The organism is Ferrimonas sp. YIN67, from assembly GCF_057219095.1.
The window spans coordinates 144,874-168,349 of record NZ_JBXVVJ010000002.1 but is presented as its reverse complement, the minus strand read 5'-3'; the positions used below and the strand labels follow the sequence as shown (position 1 = coordinate 168,349).

At 54.7% G+C, this 23,476-nt stretch carries 22 protein-coding genes; 6 read left to right on the top strand and 16 right to left on the bottom strand.

Annotated elements, in window-relative coordinates; translation table 11 throughout:
• Positions 1–233: 233 nt before the first annotated feature.
• The 8 genes from AC2D8U_RS04455 to AC2D8U_RS04420 form a co-directional block, all read right to left on the bottom strand.
• Entirely contained in the window at positions 234–914 is a 681-nt protein-coding gene (locus tag AC2D8U_RS04455; RefSeq protein WP_484617848.1) for an arylamine N-acetyltransferase family protein, read from the bottom strand.
• Positions 911–2,329: an asparagine synthetase B family protein gene (locus AC2D8U_RS04450; protein WP_484617847.1), complete on the bottom strand. Its 1,419-nt coding sequence runs from the start codon at positions 2,327–2,329 to the stop codon at positions 911–913. Before AC2D8U_RS04450 ends, AC2D8U_RS04455 begins: the two co-directional genes overlap by 4 nt.
• A 28-nt stretch (positions 2,330–2,357) precedes the next feature.
• On the bottom strand, positions 2,358–3,419 hold the full coding sequence (gene ybiA, locus AC2D8U_RS04445; protein WP_484617846.1) for a riboflavin biosynthesis intermediates N-glycosidase: 1,062 nt from the start codon (positions 3,417–3,419) through the stop codon (positions 2,358–2,360).
• Positions 3,416–6,844, bottom strand: coding sequence for a glycosyltransferase family 2 protein (locus AC2D8U_RS04440; protein ID WP_484617845.1), 3,429 nt, complete (start codon positions 6,842–6,844; stop codon positions 3,416–3,418). Before AC2D8U_RS04440 ends, ybiA begins: the two co-directional genes overlap by 4 nt.
• A 531-nt stretch (positions 6,845–7,375) precedes the next feature.
• The gene (locus AC2D8U_RS04435) at positions 7,376–8,311 is read right to left on the bottom strand and encodes an ABC transporter permease (RefSeq protein WP_484617844.1); all 936 of its coding nucleotides are present in this window, start codon (positions 8,309–8,311) and stop codon (positions 7,376–7,378) included.
• A 2-nt stretch (positions 8,312–8,313) separates the two neighbouring features.
• On the bottom strand, positions 8,314–9,291 hold the full coding sequence (locus tag AC2D8U_RS04430; RefSeq protein WP_484617843.1) for an ABC transporter permease: 978 nt from the start codon (positions 9,289–9,291) through the stop codon (positions 8,314–8,316).
• 104 nt (positions 9,292–9,395) lie between these two features.
• Positions 9,396–10,967, bottom strand: a complete 1,572-nt coding sequence (locus AC2D8U_RS04425) for an ABC transporter substrate-binding protein (RefSeq protein WP_484617842.1) — start codon at positions 10,965–10,967, stop codon at positions 9,396–9,398.
• A gap of 67 nt (positions 10,968–11,034) precedes the next feature.
• Positions 11,035–12,759 carry an ABC transporter ATP-binding protein gene (locus tag AC2D8U_RS04420; RefSeq protein WP_484617841.1) on the bottom strand — a complete coding sequence of 575 codons (1,725 nt, stop codon included), beginning with the start codon at positions 12,757–12,759 and terminating at the stop codon, positions 11,035–11,037.
• Between the two features lie 141 nt (positions 12,760–12,900).
• Here AC2D8U_RS04420 and AC2D8U_RS04415 point away from each other — a divergent pair, with 141 nt between their 5' ends.
• On the top strand, positions 12,901–13,101 hold the full coding sequence (locus AC2D8U_RS04415; RefSeq protein ID WP_484617840.1) for a hypothetical protein: 201 nt from the start codon (positions 12,901–12,903) through the stop codon (positions 13,099–13,101).
• 44 nt (positions 13,102–13,145) lie between these two features.
• Here the strand turns inward: AC2D8U_RS04415 and AC2D8U_RS04410 are convergent, their stop codons facing one another.
• Positions 13,146–13,382 (bottom strand): hypothetical protein, encoded by a 237-nt coding sequence (locus tag AC2D8U_RS04410; protein ID WP_484617839.1) that lies wholly within the window; start codon positions 13,380–13,382, stop codon positions 13,146–13,148.
• 13 nt (positions 13,383–13,395) lie between these two features.
• Here AC2D8U_RS04410 and lon point away from each other — a divergent pair, with 13 nt between their 5' ends.
• Positions 13,396–15,828 carry an endopeptidase La gene (gene lon / locus AC2D8U_RS04405; protein WP_484617838.1) on the top strand — a complete coding sequence of 811 codons (2,433 nt, stop codon included), beginning with the start codon at positions 13,396–13,398 and terminating at the stop codon, positions 15,826–15,828.
• Between the two features lie 64 nt (positions 15,829–15,892).
• Here lon and AC2D8U_RS04400 read toward each other — a convergent pair whose 3' ends face one another.
• Entirely contained in the window at positions 15,893–16,372 is a 480-nt protein-coding gene (locus AC2D8U_RS04400) for a hypothetical protein (RefSeq protein ID WP_484617837.1), read from the bottom strand.
• A 195-nt stretch (positions 16,373–16,567) separates the two neighbouring features.
• Entirely contained in the window at positions 16,568–17,092 is a 525-nt protein-coding gene (locus tag AC2D8U_RS04395) for a M48 metallopeptidase family protein (RefSeq protein WP_484617836.1), read from the bottom strand.
• Between the two features lie 173 nt (positions 17,093–17,265).
• On the opposite strand from AC2D8U_RS04395, the gene AC2D8U_RS04390 reads away from it, so the two are divergent.
• On the top strand, positions 17,266–17,730 hold the full coding sequence (locus AC2D8U_RS04390; protein WP_484617835.1) for a hypothetical protein: 465 nt from the start codon (positions 17,266–17,268) through the stop codon (positions 17,728–17,730).
• A 426-nt stretch (positions 17,731–18,156) separates the two neighbouring features.
• Here the strand turns inward: AC2D8U_RS04390 and AC2D8U_RS04385 are convergent, their stop codons facing one another.
• Complete coding sequence (locus tag AC2D8U_RS04385; protein WP_484617834.1) at positions 18,157–18,540, bottom strand: hypothetical protein; 384 nt, start codon at positions 18,538–18,540, stop codon at positions 18,157–18,159.
• 246 nt (positions 18,541–18,786) lie between these two features.
• Here AC2D8U_RS04385 and AC2D8U_RS04380 point away from each other — a divergent pair, with 246 nt between their 5' ends.
• Positions 18,787–19,692, top strand: coding sequence for a LysR family transcriptional regulator (locus AC2D8U_RS04380; protein ID WP_484617833.1), 906 nt, complete (start codon positions 18,787–18,789; stop codon positions 19,690–19,692).
• Positions 19,693–19,740: 48 nt separating this feature from the next.
• On the opposite strand, the gene AC2D8U_RS04375 is transcribed toward AC2D8U_RS04380, so the two are convergent.
• From AC2D8U_RS04375 to AC2D8U_RS04360, 4 genes are all read right to left on the bottom strand, one after another.
• Positions 19,741–20,022 carry a hypothetical protein gene (locus AC2D8U_RS04375; protein ID WP_484617832.1) on the bottom strand — a complete coding sequence of 94 codons (282 nt, stop codon included), beginning with the start codon at positions 20,020–20,022 and terminating at the stop codon, positions 19,741–19,743.
• Positions 20,023–20,101: 79 nt separating this feature from the next.
• Positions 20,102–20,452, bottom strand: coding sequence for a hypothetical protein (locus AC2D8U_RS04370; RefSeq protein ID WP_484617831.1), 351 nt, complete (start codon positions 20,450–20,452; stop codon positions 20,102–20,104).
• Between the two features lie 60 nt (positions 20,453–20,512).
• Positions 20,513–20,893: a nuclear transport factor 2 family protein gene (locus tag AC2D8U_RS04365; RefSeq protein ID WP_484617830.1), complete on the bottom strand. Its 381-nt coding sequence runs from the start codon at positions 20,891–20,893 to the stop codon at positions 20,513–20,515.
• Between the two features lie 152 nt (positions 20,894–21,045).
• On the bottom strand, positions 21,046–21,207 hold the full coding sequence (locus AC2D8U_RS04360; protein WP_484617829.1) for a hypothetical protein: 162 nt from the start codon (positions 21,205–21,207) through the stop codon (positions 21,046–21,048).
• A gap of 582 nt (positions 21,208–21,789) precedes the next feature.
• Between AC2D8U_RS04360 and AC2D8U_RS04355 the strand changes: the two genes are divergently transcribed.
• Together AC2D8U_RS04355 and AC2D8U_RS04350 are read left to right on the top strand one after the other, a co-directional pair.
• Positions 21,790–23,283: a sodium-dependent transporter gene (locus tag AC2D8U_RS04355; protein WP_484617828.1), complete on the top strand. Its 1,494-nt coding sequence runs from the start codon at positions 21,790–21,792 to the stop codon at positions 23,281–23,283.
• Between the two features lies 1 nt (position 23,284).
• Positions 23,285–23,395, top strand: coding sequence for a MetS family NSS transporter small subunit (locus AC2D8U_RS04350; protein ID WP_484617827.1), 111 nt, complete (start codon positions 23,285–23,287; stop codon positions 23,393–23,395).
• The last annotated feature ends 81 nt before the right edge of the window (positions 23,396–23,476 follow it).

Below are 23,476 nucleotides of genomic sequence, written 5' to 3'. Positions count from 1 at the left end.
CTGGGAACAATCGCCCAAATCGTTCTTTGCCTGATCGGGCAAATGACACAGGCCAGCGGACGGCATCGTCAGTTCCAGGCCAACACCGTCACTAAACGCCGTGTGCTAAGCCTGTGCTATCTCGGGCTGCGTTTACTTCATGCCAACAGGATAAGTTTCACGCCCCAACAGTGGGCAGACGCCATACAGCAATTGGAAGCAACAACAAGGAGCTAAAGCGATGCTTGGCTTAATTAAATTCGTTGGGCCCCCTCAGACCCTAAGTATTCTTTTACTACGAGCTTGATGTCTTTGACCGAAGCACATTGCTTGGCTTTCATTCCATCGTCCCAATAGATTTCTAGCATCTCACCGCGAAGGAAGACAAATCGGTCTCGGGCAATCAGAGAAAACCGGGGACTTTTCGAAAAGGGGTATACAATACCCGAGGTAAAGCGATTTGCGATATCTGTTCGGACTTCGAATTCAGGACGCGGAGTAAGGTTGATCTCGAGTTGAAGACTCTCTTTACCCAACCTTTCGTGAAATACGCTAAGCCATCTACCCATAATTTCCGTCCGGAAAGTCATGCCAAAACAGGAAAATGTAATCGGCCTGTCTGCTGGGTAAAGCTTGATAGCGGGCCAACCATTTCCCACATCAGCAAAATATATACGGCCTTGTATTGAAACTCTGGCAAGTCGATGCACTTCTTGCCCCCTGATAAAACCAGTATGCAAGGCAGCATCAACTCCCGCTTCTGTAGCCGCAGCAATGAAGCTGAGTGTTTTATCAGAGCAAGTTCCTCCAGGAAGGCTTTCAAACACCGGGTCTCGGAACTGTCTTGCCAGATTATGAAACGGCTCTGTGGCGAACTTTTCCCACAGCAAGCCCTCAACCTGCCGCACTTTGCTTAGGTGACCGCTATCCATCATCGATGCTGTTCCCCCCTTTGATCGATCGCGGCGTCAAAGACGGGATAGCGATGAAAATAGGCAGGTTCGGCATCGTGTTGAAAGCACTGTGTCCAGATCCGTTTCAGTGCCAACCGTTCGCTTTGCCCATTGCGCCTTAAGTGGCGGACCACCAGGCCTCGGATTCCACTGCCGACATCACAGGAGACTTTCCGGCGCCCAATGATCTGTGCAGGTAAATGTTGGGCGAATGCCTTGCGTAAAGCGATTTTATTGTTGGTCTTACTGTACAGTTGTTCGTAGCTCAGCGTTTGCGCTGCAAAGCACACTGCGGGGTCAAGAAAGGGACACCGTGGCTCAACACTATGGGCCATGCAGCTTAAATCCAAACGACGCAGTTCGGTGTACTCCATATCGTCAATCAACTGTTGCCGTGTCGATTGCCATGGCGCTAGCCGGGAAAACTGATGATAACCACCAAAGAACTCATCAGCCCCCTCCCCAGTCAGAACCACTTTAATGCCAGCCCTATGCGCAGCTTGCGCCAACAAATAGGTCGCCAAGCCGTTACTGACGATCGACGGATTGAAGCTCTCGGTACAATAGACCACTGACTTCAATAATCCATCGAGCTCTTCTGGCTTGGGCAAAGCTATGAACCTCAGATCCTGGATTTGCAATGCTTGAGCCACTAACCGAACGGCCGCCACATCTGGACTGTCCGCCTCTCCCAAGCAAAAGAAAGTCGCATTGGGGCGATGTCGCATCACAAGGTAGGCAATGATAGCGCTGTCTAAACCACCACTGAGAAATACCCCCAGAGGCTGGTGCGCCTTGGGAAGACGTTTGCGAACACTGTTATTCAACAACATCTCGATCGATAAGGTAGTTGGCTGTACCGTATGCTCGGCTAACAATGTCAATTCGCCCGTGTTGAGATCAAACACGGATAGTCCCTTAGGCAGGGCAGTAAAGTCGCTCAGTCCCTCAATGGCTTTCAGCTCACTCGTGATAAAGTGCTCACTACCCGAGGTGCCGACAAAAAGTGGCTTCTTGCCCATCCGGTCCCGAAAGCAATAGACCCGTTGGACTGCTGGGTCAACAATCACCCCTGCGTAGAATCCATCCAGATTGGCCAGAACCTCAGTGCCTAGGCGATGAAATAAGGGCAAGATCACTCGCGTATCACATTCAGTAGCAGGCAGATCAAAACCTCGAGTTAATGCCTCGTGGTTGTATATTTCACCATTAAAGGCTGCCACCCATCCATTACTGCGGTAGGGTTGACGTCCCGTCTCCCGGTCACCATTGATCGCCAATCGGTTAAAACCCAGGGCCAATGTGCCCTCATTCCAAATGTCAGTATCATCCGGCCCACGGTGGCGCAGACGTTTGAGCCCCTTCGCCAAACGGTCATGAGCTTTGGGGCCACTCATCAATAATATTCCACACATATTAACCGTCCTAGCTAACGCGACTCGTCTGCACACCACCCTGATGAAGTTCCTCCCTCACTTGCATTAAGAGCACGCCTAATCGGTTCCGGCCCGAGCCGTCCCCTCCATCGCCCCAATAAGGATCCAGCTCAGTATGTTCGATCAATTGGCTTTGACCACTGGAGAGTAATCTGGTTGCCAGATCGGGATGCTGGTCGAATTTAGCACGCAGTGCCTCAAGCATAACCAGCTCCTTTTTGTGTTCCCAGCCAGGAATCACAGCCAGCGCTCCAGCACCGTTAGCAGTGCGCTTGGCGGCCATTGGTGTCAAACACTGCCTTATGGTTTCCTGAAGGAAAGTTCCCCCAAACTTCTGGGCTTGATAGTAATGTTCAACGGTTGGCCATATACGATTTTGTAAATAAATTGCATGCGCAGAGAAGTTAGACAGCTCTCCCCAAGATTGATCTGAATGGTAGAAGTGGATCGCTTCAGTGGCGGCCACCGGTGTTGTCAGGGGTAACCGATGTCCAAGTTTATTGTTTTTACTATGCAGGTAGTCCACATTCTCGGCACGGATCTTAGGGTGCGTGCTAACCGCCTTAACCCGGATTCCTCCCTCCTCGAGATAAGCTATCTTACGAGGGTTATTCGTGATTAACCGGACCTGATCAATACCTAGCTCTCGCAACATGGTGATAGCGGGTTGATAGCTCCGAATATCTTGTTCCAATCCCAAGGACTCGAAGGCTTCCACCGTATCCAGATCATCACGTTGCATGGCGCGCACGGCACGGATTTTTAAAGAAAGGCCTTGCCCACGACCCTCTTGATGGAAGTGAACGATGAGGCCTCGCCCTTCTAAGGCTATTTGTTTCATACCTTCACGCAGCTGTTCAGCGCAATCGCAGTCCAAGGCACCAAACACTTCCGAGGCTAAGCAAGATGAGTGCAGTCTCAGCAGCGGTGCGTTCCCTTGCTGATATAGATCGCCAAGGCAAATCAATCGCACCGACTCATCGCCTGTGTCGTACATCCGAAATTCCCCCATGGGGGTCGGTAATACACACCAGTTTTCAAGTTGTTTCACCAGTCTTCTCCCTTCACCTCGCGGAGGCACTTTTGCTCTGTCTCTTCCGGACAGAGTTTGACATCCTTGCCTTTGGCATAATCTTCAGCTTGAGCGCACAGATGACTCAAAAATGCGCCGACCTGCTCAAAATCGATTGTCTGTAGTTCATCTCGCAACCGGGCCATGGTGGCACCGCTGATATGGTTATCCAAATACTGCAACAACGTTTTGGGCTGTTGATCTTCTGGTAACCGCTGTAAAGTTATCTTCAGTCCTTCTATACGGAAAACACTTTGGCTTAGCCGCAGAATTCGAGTTTGCAGATGCTGCTGAAGCCGCTCTACCAGTTCATGTATCTCTGCATCCTTAAACCTCAAGTTATGATCTGCTTTGATGTTGAGAAAGTCACCCAGTGCACCATAGAGAGCCGCCCCCACCATCTCTGCCCGTACCTTTGACAGATTCAGTCCCTCTACCTGCTGTGCCTGACTTTCATGAAAGACAGGAAAGTTGACCGCTTCAAGACGCATTCCCCCGATCTGGCGATTGAGCATTGCCCAGATCATGTCAGATCGTCGAGCCTCCTCCCCAAACAGACGGAGGGTCAAGTTGGGCGTCAAAGTCAGGGATTGCGCATTAAACACAAAAGTGCAGCCACCACGATTGACCGAGGGCTTGGCGGTCAAAAGCGGTTGCTCTGGTACCTCTGCAACAAGCGCCCGGGTCAAGGGTGCACCATAAACACAGGCATTGGCCTGGGCTAAAAGTCGAGCCAAGGCCTCTTGGACTGTCTCTCCAACGTATGCTGGTTCAACCCAAAAAGGGGTTTCAAGGTGACCAGTGTGCTTGCGAGAAAGGTCGTAATAGTAGTCAGGAAAGCGCTGACGTAACCGCCGGTTTTCCGCCCGACGATCCGGTAGCAGGGCATGCTCAGGTAACTGATTCAGCCAAAGTAAGTTATGCCACAAATCCAGCAACTGCCCCCTTAAACCATGCAGTGGTGGGTTGGGCGAACTGCCTTCATAAGCTCCAAAAAGAACGTCTACGCCTTGCTCTTTGAAGCTGGGTAACCAGGACAGACAATCGTATGCCCGCGGCTCCAACCGCATATCCTCATCCAGCAAACAGCCGATGGCGCCCGGCTCAGCCATCATTCTGTCACCGAGGTATCGTTGAATCATGGTTCTTGCCTGTGCAATCCCGACTTGTCCCTCAGGCCGATGGCAGTAGACCGTTCCAAACCGACCAGCCTTCGCATCACGCCTCTGTTGTTGCTCAGCTATAAACGTCAGTGACAAGTTAGATGCATCGGCAAAGCTTTCCAGTATGTCCTGATCGCTACTACGGCATCCATTCGCCAATATCATCACCGACACCGCCCGGATTACAGGTTGACGCTTTAGAGGAACGAGTGTGCGTAAAAGCGGCAGTGCCGTGTCAGCTTTACTGACGATGACTCCAACACAGAGGCTATACGAGTCTTTCTGCGGTGCATTGGCCGCTGCAGTGCTGCCCATCGGTTGCACCAAGCTGCACCACATAGGCGCCGAAAGTTGGGCTTTGAAGCGTTGATAGCCTCGCATTTCCGGGATCGAGAGATCCGTCAAACAACTGCGCATCAACTGTTTAAGATCCGGGCGTTCAGCACAGTGGAGGGTGAGAAATGCACGGCGGGCCATGTGCTCAAAACCCAAGACACTCCATGGTCGAATATCCGAACCATAGTCGATCAGCTTCACCTCATTATCGGCGGTGATAATCAGGTTCTTGGGATGCACGTTATTGCAAACGATCCCGGCTTCTGCACAATCATCAAGTAGTTGGACAATGGCTTGTTCATACCCTCCCCGATAGGGCTTACTAGGCTCAAATGGGTACGTAAGAATCACCCAAGGTCCGTCCTCGATCAGTGCTTTAATGGCATATAAACCACGCTTTCCTTGCCATCGACCCACTTGTCCACGAAGAAACGCCAATTGACTCTGGGGCAAATGGGTTTTCCAATAATCGATGCACTTATAGACAGTCTTACCGTCCGTCAATACCACCGCCTCTGAGCCCTCACCCAGCACGACAACGTCGGAGTGACCAAAATGATGGCTAACTCGATGACACGCGCTGTCAACTCGACTTTGCCGTATACTCGCTTCAATTCGCTCCGTTGCTGCATTGCCGTCAGCGAACCTCGCTGAGCGGTCGGTGGATATCGTCCGTGCCCCATGGTGAGCCAACCATTTTTCAGTGCAAGTTTGAGGAGCCGCTGAGTCGACCACTATCGCAGACGGCAGTAGACGGATCTCGACCCCAGGACGTTCCACCGCAACGCGCTGGCAGCACGCATTCAATGTTTCCTCGTAGGTTAAGCCGTCGTCATTCTTGGAATACTCATGCAAAAAACAGCTAATGCCCGCATTTCGTAGTCGCTTGGCCAACCAATATGCCCGCTCTGATGCAACTCGGTCTAGCGTTACCCAAACCACGTCTAAGCCTACTAGCTTGCGATCTTGCGCGAGGTAACAAAGAGCCTCAGTCACCGGCTCCATTTCATCAATACCAAGACAACTGACGACCATTCCCACCACAGCAGCCAACCTCGGGTTGATGTCACTCCCGCATAGATCATCAGCCAAGCCCATCTTGGGAGCCTTCCACTCAAACAGTGTCGAGGCTCGATGGGTAAAAGCCGTTTTCTGCCTGGTGCTCATACGCGATTGGTATTTGCACCAAAAGGAGCTAAGACCCTGCAGCTTTCTTGTTGAACCGGGCGAACTTAACCGCTGACGGTCGGGTTCAGCATAATGGCGGACAAGGGGTTGAGGCAGTCGTGCATACTTCACTGTACCCAAGTCGGCTAAGCGAATGCATAGATCCCGGTCTGTCGTACTGGCTAGCGCCTCATCAAATCCCCCTGCTTGTAACAAGGTCGTGAGCCGAATGAAGAGGTTGGAACCTTGGATGCCTGGGTTGCCGACTAAAAAATCATTGGCCCTCAAACGCTCAGGTGCCGCTTGGATATCAGCATCGCCCCTGTCGGACGAGGTCCGCTTAATATCGGCAGCGATCATATCAAGTCCGTCGGCTCTGACACGCTCGACGCAATGGCTTAAGTACTCAGGTGACCATGCATCATCGTCATCCAATATGGCAACGAAGAGTTGTTCTGGCTGCTCGGCTTTGCTCAGAAGTAGATCGAGTGCAGTATTCCAACTGCCAGATGCACCACGACTGCGCCCGTTAGTTAGATAAGTAACATCGCCACCACTAATGGATAATGTATCTACGAAATCTTGATTTTCTCGTTGAATATCTTGCGAAGAGTCATCTACTACGACTAAATAATCCGGAGGCAGTAACTGAGTTAGAATGGATGGGAGGGAACGCTGAGAAAGCAGCGTAAATCGATTACTTGTCGCGACGACAACTGCAACTTTAATGGGAGACATAACCTTTCCAAGCGCAGTCTCAATGAATATGCCCGCAGGCAATACATCCTTGTGACTGGTTAAACCATCCCTACCAGACCACTCGCTACAAAGAGCCTAGTAGAGTTAACCTATAGCACTTCGATTCCGCCTGATGTGCCACCAGCAGTGTTCTTTGAAATCATGTTCATGTCAATAGCAATGTAGCCCTAATGACTGGCTTCCAAGAGTATTTTGAATAATTTAAGTTTATTTTCCACAGTAAAACCCAAGGACACAAAATAAATAATGTGCCAGCCGTAGATTTAAAGAAGCAATAAGTATCCAAATAGATTAAATATCCCACCATTCATATGATTTTACTGAACTAACCGATCCCCCTGCTGTTCTTCGCCGCGTTTGAGTCGCTCGAACCAAGTCGACTGATTGATGACCACCTGCTTGGGCTTGAGCCGCTCTGGGTGTCAGTTAGGTGCCTATGCCACTCCAAAAAAACGGCCCGCAGCTGAGCTTGCGGGCCGTTTCTCTCTTTGGATGCGGGGAGCTTTACCCTTAGCCTTTATAGATCTTGGGGTTAAAGGCTTCCTGCAGCCAGTCGCCCAGCAGGTTGATCACCAGCACCAGGGCCACCAGCACCAGGCCGGGGAACAGGGTGATCCACCAGGAGCCGGAGAAGATGTAGTTGAAACCTGAGCTGATCAGGGAGCCCAGTGACGGCTGGGTCGGTGGCAGGCCCAGACCCAAAAAGGAGAGCGCCGCCTCGGACATGATGGCGTTGGCCACCTGCACCGTGGAGATCACCAGAATGGGCGAGAGGCAGTTGGGCAGGATATGGCGGAACATGATCCTTGGGGTCCGAAAGCCCATCACCCGTGCCGCTTCGACATACTCTTTCTTCTTCTCCGCCAGCACCGAGGCGCGCACCGTCCGGGCGTACTGGGGCCATTCGGCGATCCCGATCACCAGCACCAGGATATAGAGGGCGTATTGGCCAAACACCTCACCGCCGAAGGCCGCCTGAAACAGGGCGGTGATGATGATCGCCACCATCATGGTAGAGAAGGAGAGCTGCACGTCGGCACAGCGCATCAGCACGCTGTCGATGCGGCCACCGAAGTAACCGGCGCTCAGGCCGATGGTCACCCCGAGGACGAGTTGCAAGATCACCGCCAGGATCCCGATGGTCAGGGAGATCCGCAAACCATAGAGGATGGTGGAGAGCATGTCCCTGCCCTGCTCGTCGGTGCCCAGGACAAACTGGGCTTCCCCATAGTCCATCCACATGGGCGGCAGCTCGGAGTCCATGATATCCAGCGAGGCCAGATCATAGGGGTTCTGCGTGGCCAGCAGGGGCGCAAACAGGGCCGCCAGCAGGAACAGCGCAAAGACGATGAAGCTGGCGATGGCCACCTTGTCCCGGCGGAAGAAGTAGAGCAGATCGGATGCGATAAACCGCTGCCAGCGGCTGGGGTACGTTGCACCAGTCATGGTTATGCCTCCTTGGCCATCAGGTTGACTGTAGGGTTGATCAGGCCATAGAGCAGATCGACCAGGGTATTGGTGATCACGAAGATCAGGCCAACGAAGATGACATAAGCAGTAATGAGCGGCGTATCGACCCGGTTGATCGCATCGAGGAACAGCAGGCCGGTGCCGGGCCACTGGAACACACTTTCCGTCAGAATGGTGTAGGCCACCATGGTGCCGATCTGGACACCGCCGACGGTGATCACCGGCAGCATGGTGTTCTTCAGGGCATGCTGAAAATGCACCTTGCGATCGGGTAGGCCCTTGGCCCGGGCAAACTTGACGTACTCACTGCCAAGGACCTCCTGCATCTCGCTGCGCACCAGGCGGATAAACAGCGGGAGCATGATGGAGGCGAGCGCGATCGCCGGCAGCACCAGGTGGCGCAGACCATCCAGGGTTACCAGACCCGACTGCCAGAACAACAGGGTGCCGGTTTCGCCCCGGCCATAGGAGGGCAGCCAGCCCAGCTCGATGGCGAAGACGTACATCAGCATGATGGCCGTAAGGAAGACGGGGACGGAGATCCCTATGCTGCTGATCGCCATGGCGGCCTTGCTCAGCAGGCTTTTCGGCTTGATCGCCGCATACACGCCCACGGGGATGGAGATCCCGATGATCAGCAGGGCCGACGCGAAGACCAGCTCCAGGGTCGCCGGCAGCTTCTCCAGGATCACTTCGACCGCAGGACGCTTAAAGAAATAGGAGGTGCCCAGATCGCCCTGGACCGCATTGCCCAGGAAACGGGCGTATTTGGTGATGAAGGGATCGTTGAGACCCAGTTCATCGCGCAGCGCCTGACGCTCCGCTTCGGAAACCGACTGACCGACCAGCTCACGCAGCGGATCGCCCAGGTTATCCTGGATAGCAAACGCAACCAGGCTGATCACGAACATCACTATCAGTGCCTGATACAGGCGTTTCGCCAGGAAAGTTAACATGTAAAGTCCTACCCATGAACGCGCCCGGCCGAGAGCCGGCACGGCGCGTATTGGTTAAAGAGGTGGACCGTCCCAAAGCCCGGCTCCGGGACGGCCCAAGCGGGTTACTCGACCACCAGATCGCCGAAGTACGGGAAGTTCATGGCGTTGACGATGTCGCCCGCCTTGATCCCGGACTTCACGCCCCAGGAGAGGTTTTGCCAGTGCAGCGGCACGTACGCGGCGTCCTTGTAGAGGATCCGCTCCACTTCCTGCAGTTGCTCAGCACGCTTGGCCGGATCGGTTTCCACGTTCGCCGCGATCACCAGGTTGTCCACGGTCTCATTGGAGTAGTACCCGCAGTTGTACTGGCCCATGCCGGTCTCTTCGTTGCGGGTCATGGTCAAAAACTCCGTCATGTTGGCGGAATCTTCGGTATCGGCGTGCCAGCCGATCATCATCATGTCCGCCGCACAGACATCGAACTCCGGCCAGTACTGGGCCTTGGGCAGGGTCTTGAGATCAACGTCGATGTTGATGGCCGCCAGCATGGTGGCGACCGCCTGGGCGATGCGCGCGTCGTTGACGTAGCGGTTGTTCGGCGCCATCAGGCTCAGCTTGAAGCCCTTCTCGTAACCGGCTTCCTTCATCAGCTTTTTGGCCTTGGCCACATCGAAACGCGGCGTCAGCTCAGGGGCGTAACCGGCGTAGCCTTCCGGCCCCTGCTGGGCCGCCACGGTGGCGAAGCCACGCATCACGCGAGAGACAATGGCCTCGTTGTTGATGGCATGAACGATGGCCTGACGCACGCGAACGTCGCGCAGGGCTTCGTTACGCTGCTGGTTCATCTGGAAGGAGATCAAACGGGTGCCGGACATGGTCACCAGCTCAACATTTCTGGTGCTCTCGACGCGGCGGTGATCATTGGGAGCCACCGGGGCGATCAGATCCACGCCGCCGGACAGCAGGGCCGCGACCCGGGTCGCGTCTTCCTTGATCGGCACCAGCGACAGCTCAGCGACGTTACCCGGAGACTGGGTATCCCAGTAGCCGTCGAAGCGCTTGAAGTCGACCCGGACGCCCTGCTGACGGTGGGTGATCACGAACGGGCCGGTGCCAGACGCATTGAGGGACGCAAAGGAGGCGCCGTGCTTGACGATCTCATCCTTGGCCTTACCCTCGGCGGTCTGACCGCTGTAGAACTTGCTGTCCATGGGGAAGATGTAGGTGGCGGTCTGCATCACCAGGGGGAACGGGCCCTTGGTAATGATATCGACGGTGTAGTCGTCGACCTTGTTCATGCCTTCAAAGGGTTCGAAGATCGCCTTGAAGTCCGGGGACTCCTGCAGACGCTTGAAGGTCCAGACCACATCATCGGCGGTCAGCTCATTGCCTGAGTGGAACTTAACGCCCTGGCGCAGGGTAAAGCGGACGGTCTTGTCATCCAGACGCTCCCAGCCGGTGGCCAGACGGGGCTCGAAATCAAAGTCCTGGGTCCAGCGAACCAGGGGATCAAACAGCTTGTGTGACAGCTGCAGGGTACCGCCGGAGAGCTGCTCATGGATATCCAGGGAAACCGGATCCGAGTCGTAGGCGATGGTGATCTTGGCATCGCGAACGACGTCGCCAGCCAACGCCATGGCCGGGGTGATGGCCAATGCGGCGGCCACGCTCAGGTGAGTCAGAGTTTTCATCATGATACTGCTCGCTTCCTTCTTAGGGTGTTTTTTGTTTTATTCTTTTTGTCAGCCTGGCGGGGTCCGCTCAGGCCGTTTGGGCTCGGTTCGTTTGCTCATCCAGTCCGGTAAAATGCGGAATAAAGGAGAGCAGCTCTCGGCTGTAGGGGTGCTGTGGCGACTCAAACAATTGCTCGGTCGGCGCCACCTCCAGCAAAGTCCCCTTCTGCATCACCCCGATCCGATCACACATCTGGCGGATCACCGGCAGATCGTGGCTGATAAACAGCATGGTGAGGTTGAGCTCCTGCTGCAGATCCTTCAGCAGGTTGAGAATTTGCGCCTGCACCGAGACATCCAGCGCCGAGGTCGGCTCGTCACAGATCAACAGGCGCGGCCGGGTGGCCAGCGCACGGGCGATGGAGATCCGCTGACGCTGGCCCCCGGAGAATTCGTGGGGGTACTTCAGCCCGGCATTGCGGCCCAGGCCGACGTGATCCAGCAGATCGGCGACGATCTGCCGTACCTGCTGCTCGCTTTGCGCCAGCTTATGGAAGCGGATGGGCTCGGCGATGATCTCCTGCACCTTCATCCTCGGGTTCATCGAGGTGTAGGGGTTTTGAAACACCATCTGCATCTGACGACGCAAGGGACGCCGTGCGGCCTCCGACTTCAGCGCCGTCATGTCAGTGCCCTCGAAGATCACCTTGCCCGAGTCAGGCTGGTACAGGCCGGCGATCACCCGGGCGATGGTGGACTTGCCCGAGCCGGACTCCCCCACCAGGCCAAAGGTCTCCCCTTCGTTGACCTGGAAGCTGATCCGGTTGGACGCCTGGACGTACTCGCGGCGACTGGGCAACAGGGAATCCTTGGTGGTAAACCTCAGGTTCACCTCCTCCACCTGCAACAGAGGCCCGGTGTACGCCCGTTGATCCTGACTCTGACCCAGCCAGTGGGTCTTGAGATCCAGCGAGGTCATCTCATGGGCCTGCTCGATGTAGTTCACCGTGGGGAAACGATCGAGCTTGATGTCCGAGCGAGGCACGGCAGAGATCAGGCTGCGGGTGTAATCATGGTTGGGGCGGCGCAGCACCTGCTCCGTTTCACCCAGTTCAACCAGCTCGCCCTTATACATCACGGCTACCCTGTCCGTGACATTGGCGACCACGCCCATGTCGTGGGTCACCAACAGGCAACCCACGTCCCGTTGCTTACACTGCTGCCGGATCAGGGTCAGGATCTGATCCTGGATGGAGACATCCAGTGCCGTGGTGGGCTCATCGGCGATGATCAAGTCCGGCTCACCGGCCAGGGCGATGGCGATCACCACACGTTGGCGCATGCCGCCGGAAAACTGGTGAGGGTATTGTTTGAGGCGAGCCTCGGGCTGAGGGATCCCCACCTGCACCAAGAGTTCCAGTGCCCGCTCCTTCGCCTGCTCCTGAGTCAGGCCCAGGTTATTGACGATGGTTTCCGTGAGCTGACGCTCAACGGTGAACAGGGGGTTCAGCGAGGTCATGGGATCCTGGAAGATGAAACCGATCTTGGCGCCACGCACCTGGCGCATCGCCTCAGGTGCCAATCCCGAGATCTTGTCACCGTTTAGGAAGACGTCACCGGCGGCCACATGCCCTGGGGGGCTGAGCAGATCGATCACCCCGTTGCCGACCGTGGACTTTCCCGCACCGGACTCCCCGACTACGCCCAGGATCTCCCCGGGCTCGACGGTCAGGGAGAGATCCCTGACGGCGTGATGGACGCCATGTCTCGAAGGGTAATCAATCCTGAGATCTTTTATCTCCAGCAATGCCATGTACAAACCTCTAAATTCGGGGAATTGCTATCTTCCAGGTAAAAAAGTTGGGATAGCGATGCAATCAATGCGCAAAATCTGTCACACACGTTAAAGGTTTCTTAATTTTTAAGTCAATAAATCAACCGGCAGCGAAAGCAGATGACACTCTCTAATATCGAAACGGCAGAGTTAATCTTTACCCTGCGCCACAGCCTGACGATAGCAATAGCGCAACAAGCCGCATCAGCCAGAAACATCTTCCAGGTGTTTAGTCGGCTTTTTAACCATGGAACGCCTTTATTATTATCAATCCGGCCAGAAGACTCACCAGGCATTGCAAATAGCAGCCGTACTCAATAAGCGTTACTTATGGTCAAATGGTCGGCTACGTCGGCTAAATATCATTAATAACCATCATTGCTGGCCCTGTTTTTCACCCTCGATAGGGATGCCCTCTCATAGATGTGTGGCACTTCGGATAAAACATCAGCGGACCATGGCGAAGAAAGGGGCTCAACGGTGAGCAGGAAACCAGTCTTTGGACAGCCGGCCTCAGACGGCGAAAATCCAGGAAAAATCCCCTTCATGCCCTTGTAATCCCGCCCGGCGATCCCCATAACCCTTCTAAGATTATTTTCCATTACGGCCGCCTCAATGAGTCACCAACCCATCGATGAATTCAGTGCCAATTTCCATATCGATATCGAAGGAAATGAGCAGCAGAGCAACGGCGATCTGCTCCCCGCACTGCCCCAGCATCCAGACGTTTTGCCGGTCATGCCCCTGCAAAACCGCCCCTTTTTCCCTGCGCAGATCATGCCCGTGGCCGTCAAAGGCGGTGCCTGGTCCGATACCCTGGATGCGGTAGAGAAGAGCCCGCATAAGATGATGGTGCTGTTCCACACGGAGCAACAAAATGCGGCTGAAGGCGACCTGAATGTCGACCTGCTGGCCGATACCGGCACCCTGGTACGGATCCATCAGATCGACAAAACCGACGACGGCCAATATCAGTTCATCGCGGAAGGGATCTGCCGTGCACAGATCGTACGCTGGCTAACCGAAGAGCAGCCCTACCTCGCGGAGATGAGCTACCCCTACGATGAACATCCTGACAGTAAAGAGATCAAGGCCTACGCCATCGCCCTGATCAGTGCCCTCAAGGAGCTGGTGCCACTGAACCCGCTGTACAGTGAGGAGCTTAAGCAATACCTTGAGCGCTTTGGGCCCCACGAACCTTCACCCCTGACCGACTTTGCCGCGGCCATTACCACGGCTAAACCGGACAAGCTGCAAGCGGTACTCGACACCGTTACCCTGCTCCCTCGCATGCAGAAGGTGCTGGCCCTGCTCAAGAAAGAGCTGGATGCCGCCAAGTTACATGGCGAGATCTCCGATCAGGTCAACCAGAAGCTGGAGAAACGGGAGCGAGAATTTTTCCTGCGCGAACAGCTCAAGGTGATCCAGCGGGAGCTGGGAGTCTCCAAGGACGACAAGACCGCCGATGCCGAAAAGTTCCAAGAGCGCATGGAGGCAAGAGTCTTGCCCGAGGCCGTGGCAAAGCGGTTTGAGGACGAGATGCAGAAGCTCTCCATCCTTGAGACCGGCTCCCCCGAATACGGCGTCACCCGGAACTATCTCGACTGGCTGACCCAGGTGCCGTGGGGCATTTATTCCCAAGACAGTATCAATCTGGCCAAGGCCCGCAAGATCCTCGATAAGGGCCATGACGGCCTCGACGACGTAAAGGATCGGATCCTCGAGTTTCTGGCCGTCGGCAGCTACAAGGGCGAGATCGGGGGCTCCATTATCCTGCTGGTCGGCCCGCCGGGTGTCGGCAAGACCTCCATCGGCAAATCCATCGCCGAATGCCTGGGTCGTCCCTTCTACCGCTTCAGTGTCGGTGGCATGCGCGATGAGGCCGAGATCAAGGGCCACCGCCGCACCTATATCGGCGCCATGCCGGGCAAGCTGGTTCAGGGTCTGAAGGAAGCCGAGGTGATGAACCCGGTGATCATGCTCGATGAGATCGACAAGATGGGCAAAAGCTACCAAGGCGATCCCGCCTCGGCGCTGCTGGAAACCCTGGATCCCGAGCAGAATGTAGACTTCCTCGATCACTACCTGGATCAACGACTGGATCTCTCCAAGGCGCTGTTCGTCTGTACCGCCAATACCCTGGACAGCATTCCCGGTCCGCTGCTGGACCGGATGGATGTGATCCGCCTCTCCGGCTACCTGGCCGAAGAAAAGGTCGCCATCGCCAAACACCACCTGTGGCCACGCCAACTGAAAAAGGCCGGCCTCAAGCGCAGTCAACTGCGCCTGTCCGAGCCGGCACTGCGCATGGTGATCGACGGCTACGCCCGGGAGGCAGGAGTTCGTGCCCTGGATAAGCAGTTAGCCAAGCTGGTGCGTAAATCCGTGGTAAAAATGCTGGAAACCGGCAGTGACAAGACCAGCATCGGCATCAAGGACATTGAGCCTATGCTCGGCATGCCCCGCTTTAAACCCGACGACATGCTCAGTGGCAAAGGGATCGTTACTGGCCTGGCCTGGACCTCCATGGGGGGGGCGACCCTGCCGGTGGAAGCTCGCCGGGTGCATCAGCAGGCGCGGGGACTCACCCTCTCCGGCCAGCTCGGCGACGTGATGAAGGAATCCGCCGGGATCGCCATGAATTACATCATCGGCGCCATTGCCGAGGGGGGCTCCTTGGCCCGCTACCCTCTTCAGGCTAACTTTTTCGACAAGGCCCATATCCACCTGCACGTTCCGGATGGCGCAACGCCAAAAGACGGTCCATCTGCCGGTGTGACCATGGCCACCGCCCTGCTCTCCCTCGCCCTGGACAAGGCACCACGTAAGGGTGTCGCGATGACCGGTGAGCTCAGCCTGACCGGCAAGGTCATGGCCGTGGGTGGTATTCGGGAGAAGGTGATCAGCGCCAAGCGCCAGAAGATCTATGAGGTGATCCTGCCTGAAACCTGTCGAGGTGACTTCGAGGAGTTACCGGACTACGTGAAGGAAGGGATGACGGTACACTTTGCCAGCGTGTACGACGACGTTGCCAAACTCATGTTCTAAACACTGATGTTCTAAACATAGAAACGGGGCCTTTTAAGAGGCCCCGTTTTTTGTCTCTTGGTATTTACGTCAAGATCCCGTAGCCGCCGAACAGCACCGCCAGCAGCATGGTCACCAGCAACACCAGCATCAAGGTCTTCCAATATCCCGAATGACTCAATGTCGTTTCAGGATAATCCGGATGCAGATCTTCCTCATTGATATCCAGTAATGCCGGTTCGGCCGTCAGATCTATGCCAATCCCCTTCATCTGGGAACATAACTGCTCTCGTCGCTGAGGACTTGCCTGGGACAACAGGTCCTGACGATACAAGATCCAATTATCCTGGATCCTTGCCCCCAATGCTCCGCTGGCATGATGATTGTCATCATAGCCAAACTCAAAGCCGCAACTGCAACTGCATCGCTTAATCGGCCGATGGGTTCGATAAGGGGGCTCTGCCAGCTCCGCAGAGCCACACACCGGGCAGTACCACTTCCCACACTCAGCACGGTACAGAACCAGTTGCTCACCACTAGGGACAGTGACAAGATGACGCTTCACAATGCCTCCGGACGTTCTCAACACCTAAGTTGACGCTAGCACAGCGAACCGTTTTCAAGCACGCGCCCGATCACAAGTTTGCAACTGGCGCCGCCCAGCCCAGGGCTTTCCCTGCATAAAACGCCAGGCATTTGCCAGGTAGGCCCAACCCCCAATCCGTCGATAAATCTTCTAACGCCCCTCCAGATGGTGGTTTCACCTGCCACTACCCACCGCATAGATGACGCCAAACTGTTCCAGCTGGATCAGGTAGAGCCGGGCATCCAGCTCCAGTTGATGATAGTCCGGCAACATGTGCTGACACAGCTGATAGAACGCCTTGCCGTGGTTGAACTCCTTGAGGTGCGCCAATTCATGAACCAGGATCATATCCAACAGGGGCTGGGGCGCTTGGCGAAACAGGGTACTGATCCGGATCTCATTCTTACTCTTTAGCTTATTGCCCTGTACCCGAGCGATGCGGGTATTAAGTCCCAGCGCATGCTGAACCAGGTGGATCTTGGGATCATAAACCACCTTGCTCAGACTCCCCGCACGCTTCATATACCTTTGCTTCAACTCTTCGGCATAATCCCGCAGTGCCTTGTCACTGCGCAGCGTGTGCGCAACGGGATACTTCCCCAGCAGGTAATCGCCCAAACGCTGCTGCTTCACCAGCTGGGCAACCTGCTGACGTAATGAATCGGGATAGTGCGCAAGGTATTTGAGGCTGTCGGTCATTACGAAGGTCCAAGGGATAAAACGCCCGGCACTCTACCCTGTCGCGCCAGAGATGTCACCACGCCACCACCAACTTGGTTACACTATCCATTTATAATCAATATGCTAAGCTCAACTCTAACCCCTGCTCTTGGAAAGCAGGGGAAGGGATCATACGTACAGGGAATGGCACAATGTCGCACAGAATACTCTCTACCACACTGTTCCTGTCGGCAACTCTGTCAGCGGTGCCGTCCCAGGCCAGTGAATTCGGCGACCGTTGCGCCCTTCTTGTCGAAGATATGGTGATCGAATCCGTTTTGCGTCGGGAGCAGCAATTTAATAACTGCTTTATCATCCAAGACTCGAAGATCCAGACCCTTGAGGCCCTGTATGAAGGATTCCAGGACCAAGCCATCGAACTTCACCTGTTTGGCCTGGGCGAAGACGGCCTTCGCACTCCTCTGAATATTACCGGCACCAACCTGTTTCGGGTCCTTGCCCTCTCCTCCAATGCTCCCGCTCATTACAACCAGGTCGGATTCAGCTTGCGCCCGGTTAATTACACCGAGACTGACAAGAAGATAAGGATCAGCTACCAGACCTATCAGCAGGCCGGAGCACTCTACATACAGGCTGAAAACCTTCCTCTGAACTGAGCCAGGGCCCGCTTGTCTCCTGCCAGCCCTATCCGTTCAGACCCACGCCCGGACGACCTTCCGACATGCCGCTCTGCCATCTTCAGGCCTGGCCCGTAATGCAAAAGGCACGAGCCGGTTAAGGTTCACGCCTTGACAGTTGAGTGTTTGTTCTAGCCAACGGACGGAGGGTGGTCCAAAGTCACATTAGACAGCCTGGGGATTACCCAGCAGGTTGCGGCCCGGTGCCACACCGGTAAGCTTGTCATTCTCAATGACGATCAGACCCTCACCCCTAATGCAGTCGCAGCCAATCGCCAGCTGGAGGGCTCTCTATAGATCGCGTTGCTGCTGAGCTGCTCGAGATCGAAGATCCGCACAGGCACCCTCCTGCACACGCCCCTTCTTGGAGAAGACCGGCGCCAGATCTTGCAGCCGTTTGGCCAGCTAGGAACGGTCCTTGGTAAAGGCTTCAAACAGGGTCAGTAGCTTTTCATCACGCACATAGTGAAAGAGCAGGCGACTGTCGGTGCCAGCACCGTTTGGCGCCGCTTTCAGATCCGCACTGAACGACGGCTCAGCGTCGGTGGCGACCATCATCTTCGAATGAGTCATCGCCTCGCGCAGCCACTCCCCCTTCCTCCTGTGGTGGTGAGTGATCCCGTCGCGGCCTGTTTGCCGTTTCTGATACCTGGTTTCCCCGATGAAGTACTGGCCGATTTCCGTCCATCGGAGACCCTCGATAGAGAGGCCAAAGAAGGTTTTCCAACCATACCGAAACCGATCCACGAACCTGCTGGTGGATTGCGGAGTAAAGGAGAAGATCTCCATGGTATGTCGGCACCATTCTGGTTAGCCTCATCGATCGTCGCCACTTCCATGATCACTAGACTGCAACCCAACAAGGATAGGCAGATGACTGCTCAGCCCGCTAACGTAAACCACATGCCTTAGCTCCTACATTAAGTGTGTTTTTCGTGACCGAACCCAGCCAAATTCAAACTGTTGACCCAATCCCCCTAGAGTCAGAACAGTGCTCCTGATATGTTTGGTTTTTTCCAACATATATGCCACCCAATGGGTCATTTCACCTTTGATCAACTCGAAGCCTTTGTCGCCGTCGTCAAACACGGCTCCTTCAGTGGTGCCGCCCGCGCCTTGGGCAAGGATCGATCCACCGTCCATCAGCTGATCAGTTATCTGGAGATCGACTGGGATATCCCCCTGTTCGACCGCAGCAAGAAACAACCTCGGCTACGGCCCGAGGCCGAGCGACTCTATGCCTACGCCAGCTCTTTTCTCCAGCAAAGGCGCGAGGTAAACCACTTCGTTAACAGCCTCAAGGGCAGTCAACACGAACAGGAGATCACCCTCAGCTACGATCCCCTGACGCCCAAGGCTCTGCTCAATGGCCTAATGGATTTTATCCTGGCGCATTACCCAACCGTGACCGTTCACTGGTTGAGCCAAACCAAAGAGATAGGCTTAACGGCACTGAGCCAGGGAGCCGTGGATCTCTCAATCCAGATGGTTTCCCCCCGCTCAAAACCGATGGAGGGTCTGTTTGGCGTGACCATTGGCTCCATGAACAATGGTCTGTTCTGTGTACCCGGCGCCGACTATATTGACCAACACCCCTGCCCCTTGGCCAAGCTGCAACTTCGCCCCCAGATTGTTCAGGAGAGCTACCTCAAAGCCGGGCTGCGGGACATAACGGTATTCAGCGCCATTACCAAAACGATGGCATCGCTGGAGCTCTCCATCGATCTGATGGAGAAAGCCCCGGAGCACTTCACTATCCTCCCACTGGCCTCGGCCCAACCCTATGTGCAGCAAGGGCGCCTGGTGCGGCTGCATACAGACTTTACCTCGGGCTCGGATCCCTGGAACTGGGTCTGCCTGCGTCGCAGCGCTGGCGTCGAAAGCCAGCTACAACAACAACTCAAAGAGGAGATGATCAGCCTGATCAATGCCCTCGAGTAAAGCCGGAGCGTCTCAATTAACCGATGGCTTTCACCTCAGTTGACAGGCTTAACGCGTGGCAACGCCCTCAACCTCAATCACCGACTTCGCGCAGGTCCGCTCAATGATCTTGACCAGGGTCGATTGGATGAGCTCACTCTCTCTGGCATCCGTCTCGCTGGAAAACCGCTCCTCAAGCAGATCCTCGCCTTCACTGAGGACCAGCTGGACTAAGACTTCATTGGCACACTCTGAGGTTTTGCCAAAATAGGACAGGGTGATCTGGGGGTAACCCTTAAAGCCTTTCTTAACCTGTTTCGCAATACGCTTTTTTGCTTTATCGATATTCATAGGAACCCCATGCTCTGAGTAATTTAACACCAACTACCTTAACCCAAGGCACATCCGTACCCAGTGAACTGTCGCATCTTTACATACAACTGACTTTATTGTCTTTCTCTATCTGAATAACAACACGTTTATGGACCTCATTGCGAGTAACATGGCCACAATCACCAAGGATCACAACCCCCCTGTCGAGCATAAAGTGATATCGATAGATCCCCTCTGTTTGATCCAGAGCGTAATACAGGGTATTGCTGCGTTCGATGGCGACAGAGCCGAAGTCCAAATGGCTGTTTGGCAGCGTCACATCAGCCTGATGGATGACACTGCCCGAACCGTTCACTATGGTGACACTGGGCATGATGAAAAAAGCAGAATAATACAAAGCCACAATGGTAATAATTGTAAAGAGTAAGGCCTTAACTATAATTTTCATCTTGCCCTCAAACCTAATAATGGCTTAACGCGGCGTTAAGCTGTGAACAACGCGCGGAGCTTATTCTTGTACGACCTTGACCCATTCGGCTCGCCAACCTTGCGCTGCCATAGGGTCGGGCCAAAACTCTTTTTGCTTACGGATCCGTCCATTTTCAACCGTATGGAAAGTAATAGCTCGTGCTTTTTGAACACCATCCGTTATTGAGACATCAGTGACAACCGTTTTCCCGTCACAGACAACAGAATGAATCTCAAATTTCCAGGTGCCATTGGCAGGATAATAGGAGTTGATTGCTGTGAAGTTCTCTCTACCAAGGATAATCTCACCCGATTGAGGCCAGAAACCTTCGAAATCCGGACTCAGCCATCCGCTCGCCTTCTCAAAATCATTCGTTTTCATTGCATCCCAAAACGCCAGGACCACTTCCTTTGAATTCATTTTCACCTCAAGGTGCACAAGACTCAAACAAGGTACGAGCTAACAGCTAGCGAATATGTTTCACGAAGCGAAACTGTGTCAACCGCTAACGGCATCGCTTTGCTTTCTTGTTGTGAAAACATTTACCACAGAGCGTGAAAAACAAGCTCTAGTCAATCCTTGGAGTTATCTTTACTCAATTCCACTGAAGCTTCAAAAGATATCTTGAGAGCTTCAATCTCCATTTTCAATTCGGCGACATCGTTTTTTGCTTTCATGGCATAAGATAAAGCAGCCAGTCCAAAAACAAACCCTAAAATCCCCATGGCTTCCATATTATCCCCGAATTAAATCGTTATAATGCTACATTAAGGTGTGAGCAACGCTCACCATTACACCATAAGCACAAAACCCAACACCAAGACAAGAATGCCAAGCGTTGGGAATGATGTGCCCGACAAAGTGAACACCTCATTGTTATGCAGCCAGCTTCTCATACTGAACCAGGCTTTGATAGCCCAAGCCCGTATGAAGCCGACGGCGGTTAGAAAAGGAGGGATCCACCTCAATCTAATGGATTTGACTGCCCGCTAAACCGGGTCGACTTCAACCCCGCCATACCCTTTACTTGCCCGTGGCTCGACGCTCTTCAATCACAGGAGTGGGAGATCGGGCGGCCCATAGGGCACGGTAAAATCCGTGCGCAGCAATCTCCTCCCTGCTCAGCCTTTTTATTGGCCCCATATCATCCACAATGACACTGATGTATGGTCGGCTAATGGCCCGTAACAAGTCTTTTGATCTCTTGTATGGCGGGCGTGATCCGTGACCAAAACAAACGCTTCTGTAGCGGGAAACCCCGCGTCAGATCGTATCTGCGTCACGCAATAAGAATATCGCGCAAGGAGACAGCACACATGCAACGCGAACAATGGGGCTCACGGACGGGGTTTATCCTGGCCGCCGTGGGTTCAGCCATCGGCCTGGGGAATATCTGGCGCTTCCCCTATATGGCCTATGAAAATGGTGGCGGCGCCTTTTTGATCCCTTACCTGTTTGCCATGCTGACAGCCGGGATCCCCTTTATGATCATGGAGTTCGGACTGGGCCAGCGGTCCCGCCGTGCCGCCCCCCAAGTGTTCGCCAAATTTGGCAGGCACCTGGAGAGCCTGGGTTGGTTTCAGGTGCTGATCGCCTTTGTGATCGCCGTCTATTACGTGGCGGTCATCGGCTGGGCCATCTCCTATCTGGGCTTCTCCTTTACCCAGAGCTGGGGTGCCGATCCCAACGCCTTCTTCTTTACCGAGTACCTGAAGTTAGGGGATAACAGTCCGAGCAACCTCGGCAACATTCAGCAGCATATCCTGGTGCCGGTATTGCTGGCGTGGCTGATCACCTTCTCGGCGGTGTTTACCGGTGTCCGGGGCGGCATCGAGCGGGCCAGCAAGATCATGATGCCACTGCTGTTCGTCATGGTACTGACCCTGGTGATCCGGGTGGGTATGCTGCCCGGTGCACTGGATGGCCTTAACTTCCTGTTCAAGCCCGACTTCAGCCGCATTCTGGACGCCTCCGTCTGGTCGGCCGCCTATGGCCAGATCTTCTTCACCCTCAGCGTGGGGTTCGCCATCATGCTGGCCTACTCCAGCTATCTGCCGAAAAAATCCGACATCAGTAACAACGCCTTTATGACGGTGCTGATCAACTGTGGGTTCTCCATCCTGGCGGGCACCATGATCTTCGCCATCCTCGGCTACATGGCCGCCGAGCAGGGCGTCGCCATCACCGAGGTGGTCTCCTCCGGGGTCGGCCTGGCGTTTGTCACCATTCCCGCCGCCATCAACCTGCTGCCCGTCCCCTATATCTTAGGGCCGCTGTTCTTCCTGGCCCTGACCGTCGCCGGCCTGAGCTCGATGATCTCCATCATCGAAGCGGTGACCTCTGCGGTGATTGACAAGACAGGTTGGAGCCGCAAAATCGCTGCCAGTGTGGTCTGTGGTGTGGCGCTGTTCACCTCCATCTCCTTCACCACCAATGGCGGCCTGCTGCTGCTGGATGTGGTCGACTTCTTTATGAACAACGTCGCCCTGCTCTCCAGCTGCCTATTCGAACTGCTGCTGCTGGGCTGGCTGGTGAAACAGATCCCCCAACTGCGCCAATACGCCAACGACGAATCGGAGTTTCGTGTCGGCCAATGGTTCGAGATCTGCATCCGCTTTATCAGCCCCGCGTTTTTGGCCGTGATCCTGGGTAAAAACCTGATCGATGTGATCCGCAACGGTTATGGTGGCTATGAAACCCTGGATCTGATGACCTACGGCTGGGGCACTATCGCCATCATGGTCGTGGTTGCGGTGATCCTGCGTAAGCTGCCAGGACAAAGCCCGGATAACATGGAACAGGAGACCTGATATGGATCCCAGCGCAATCATCATGATGCTCTTCGGCTTCGGCTGCACCTGGGGCGGCGCCCTGGTTTGTATCCGCATCGCCATGAAGTCCGCCAAGCAAAGCGGCCAGTAAGTCCTAGGTAAACCTTTGGTGCGACCAACCACAACCGTCGACCCGTCACAGGATCGGCGGTTGTGGTATCTGGGAATTCTG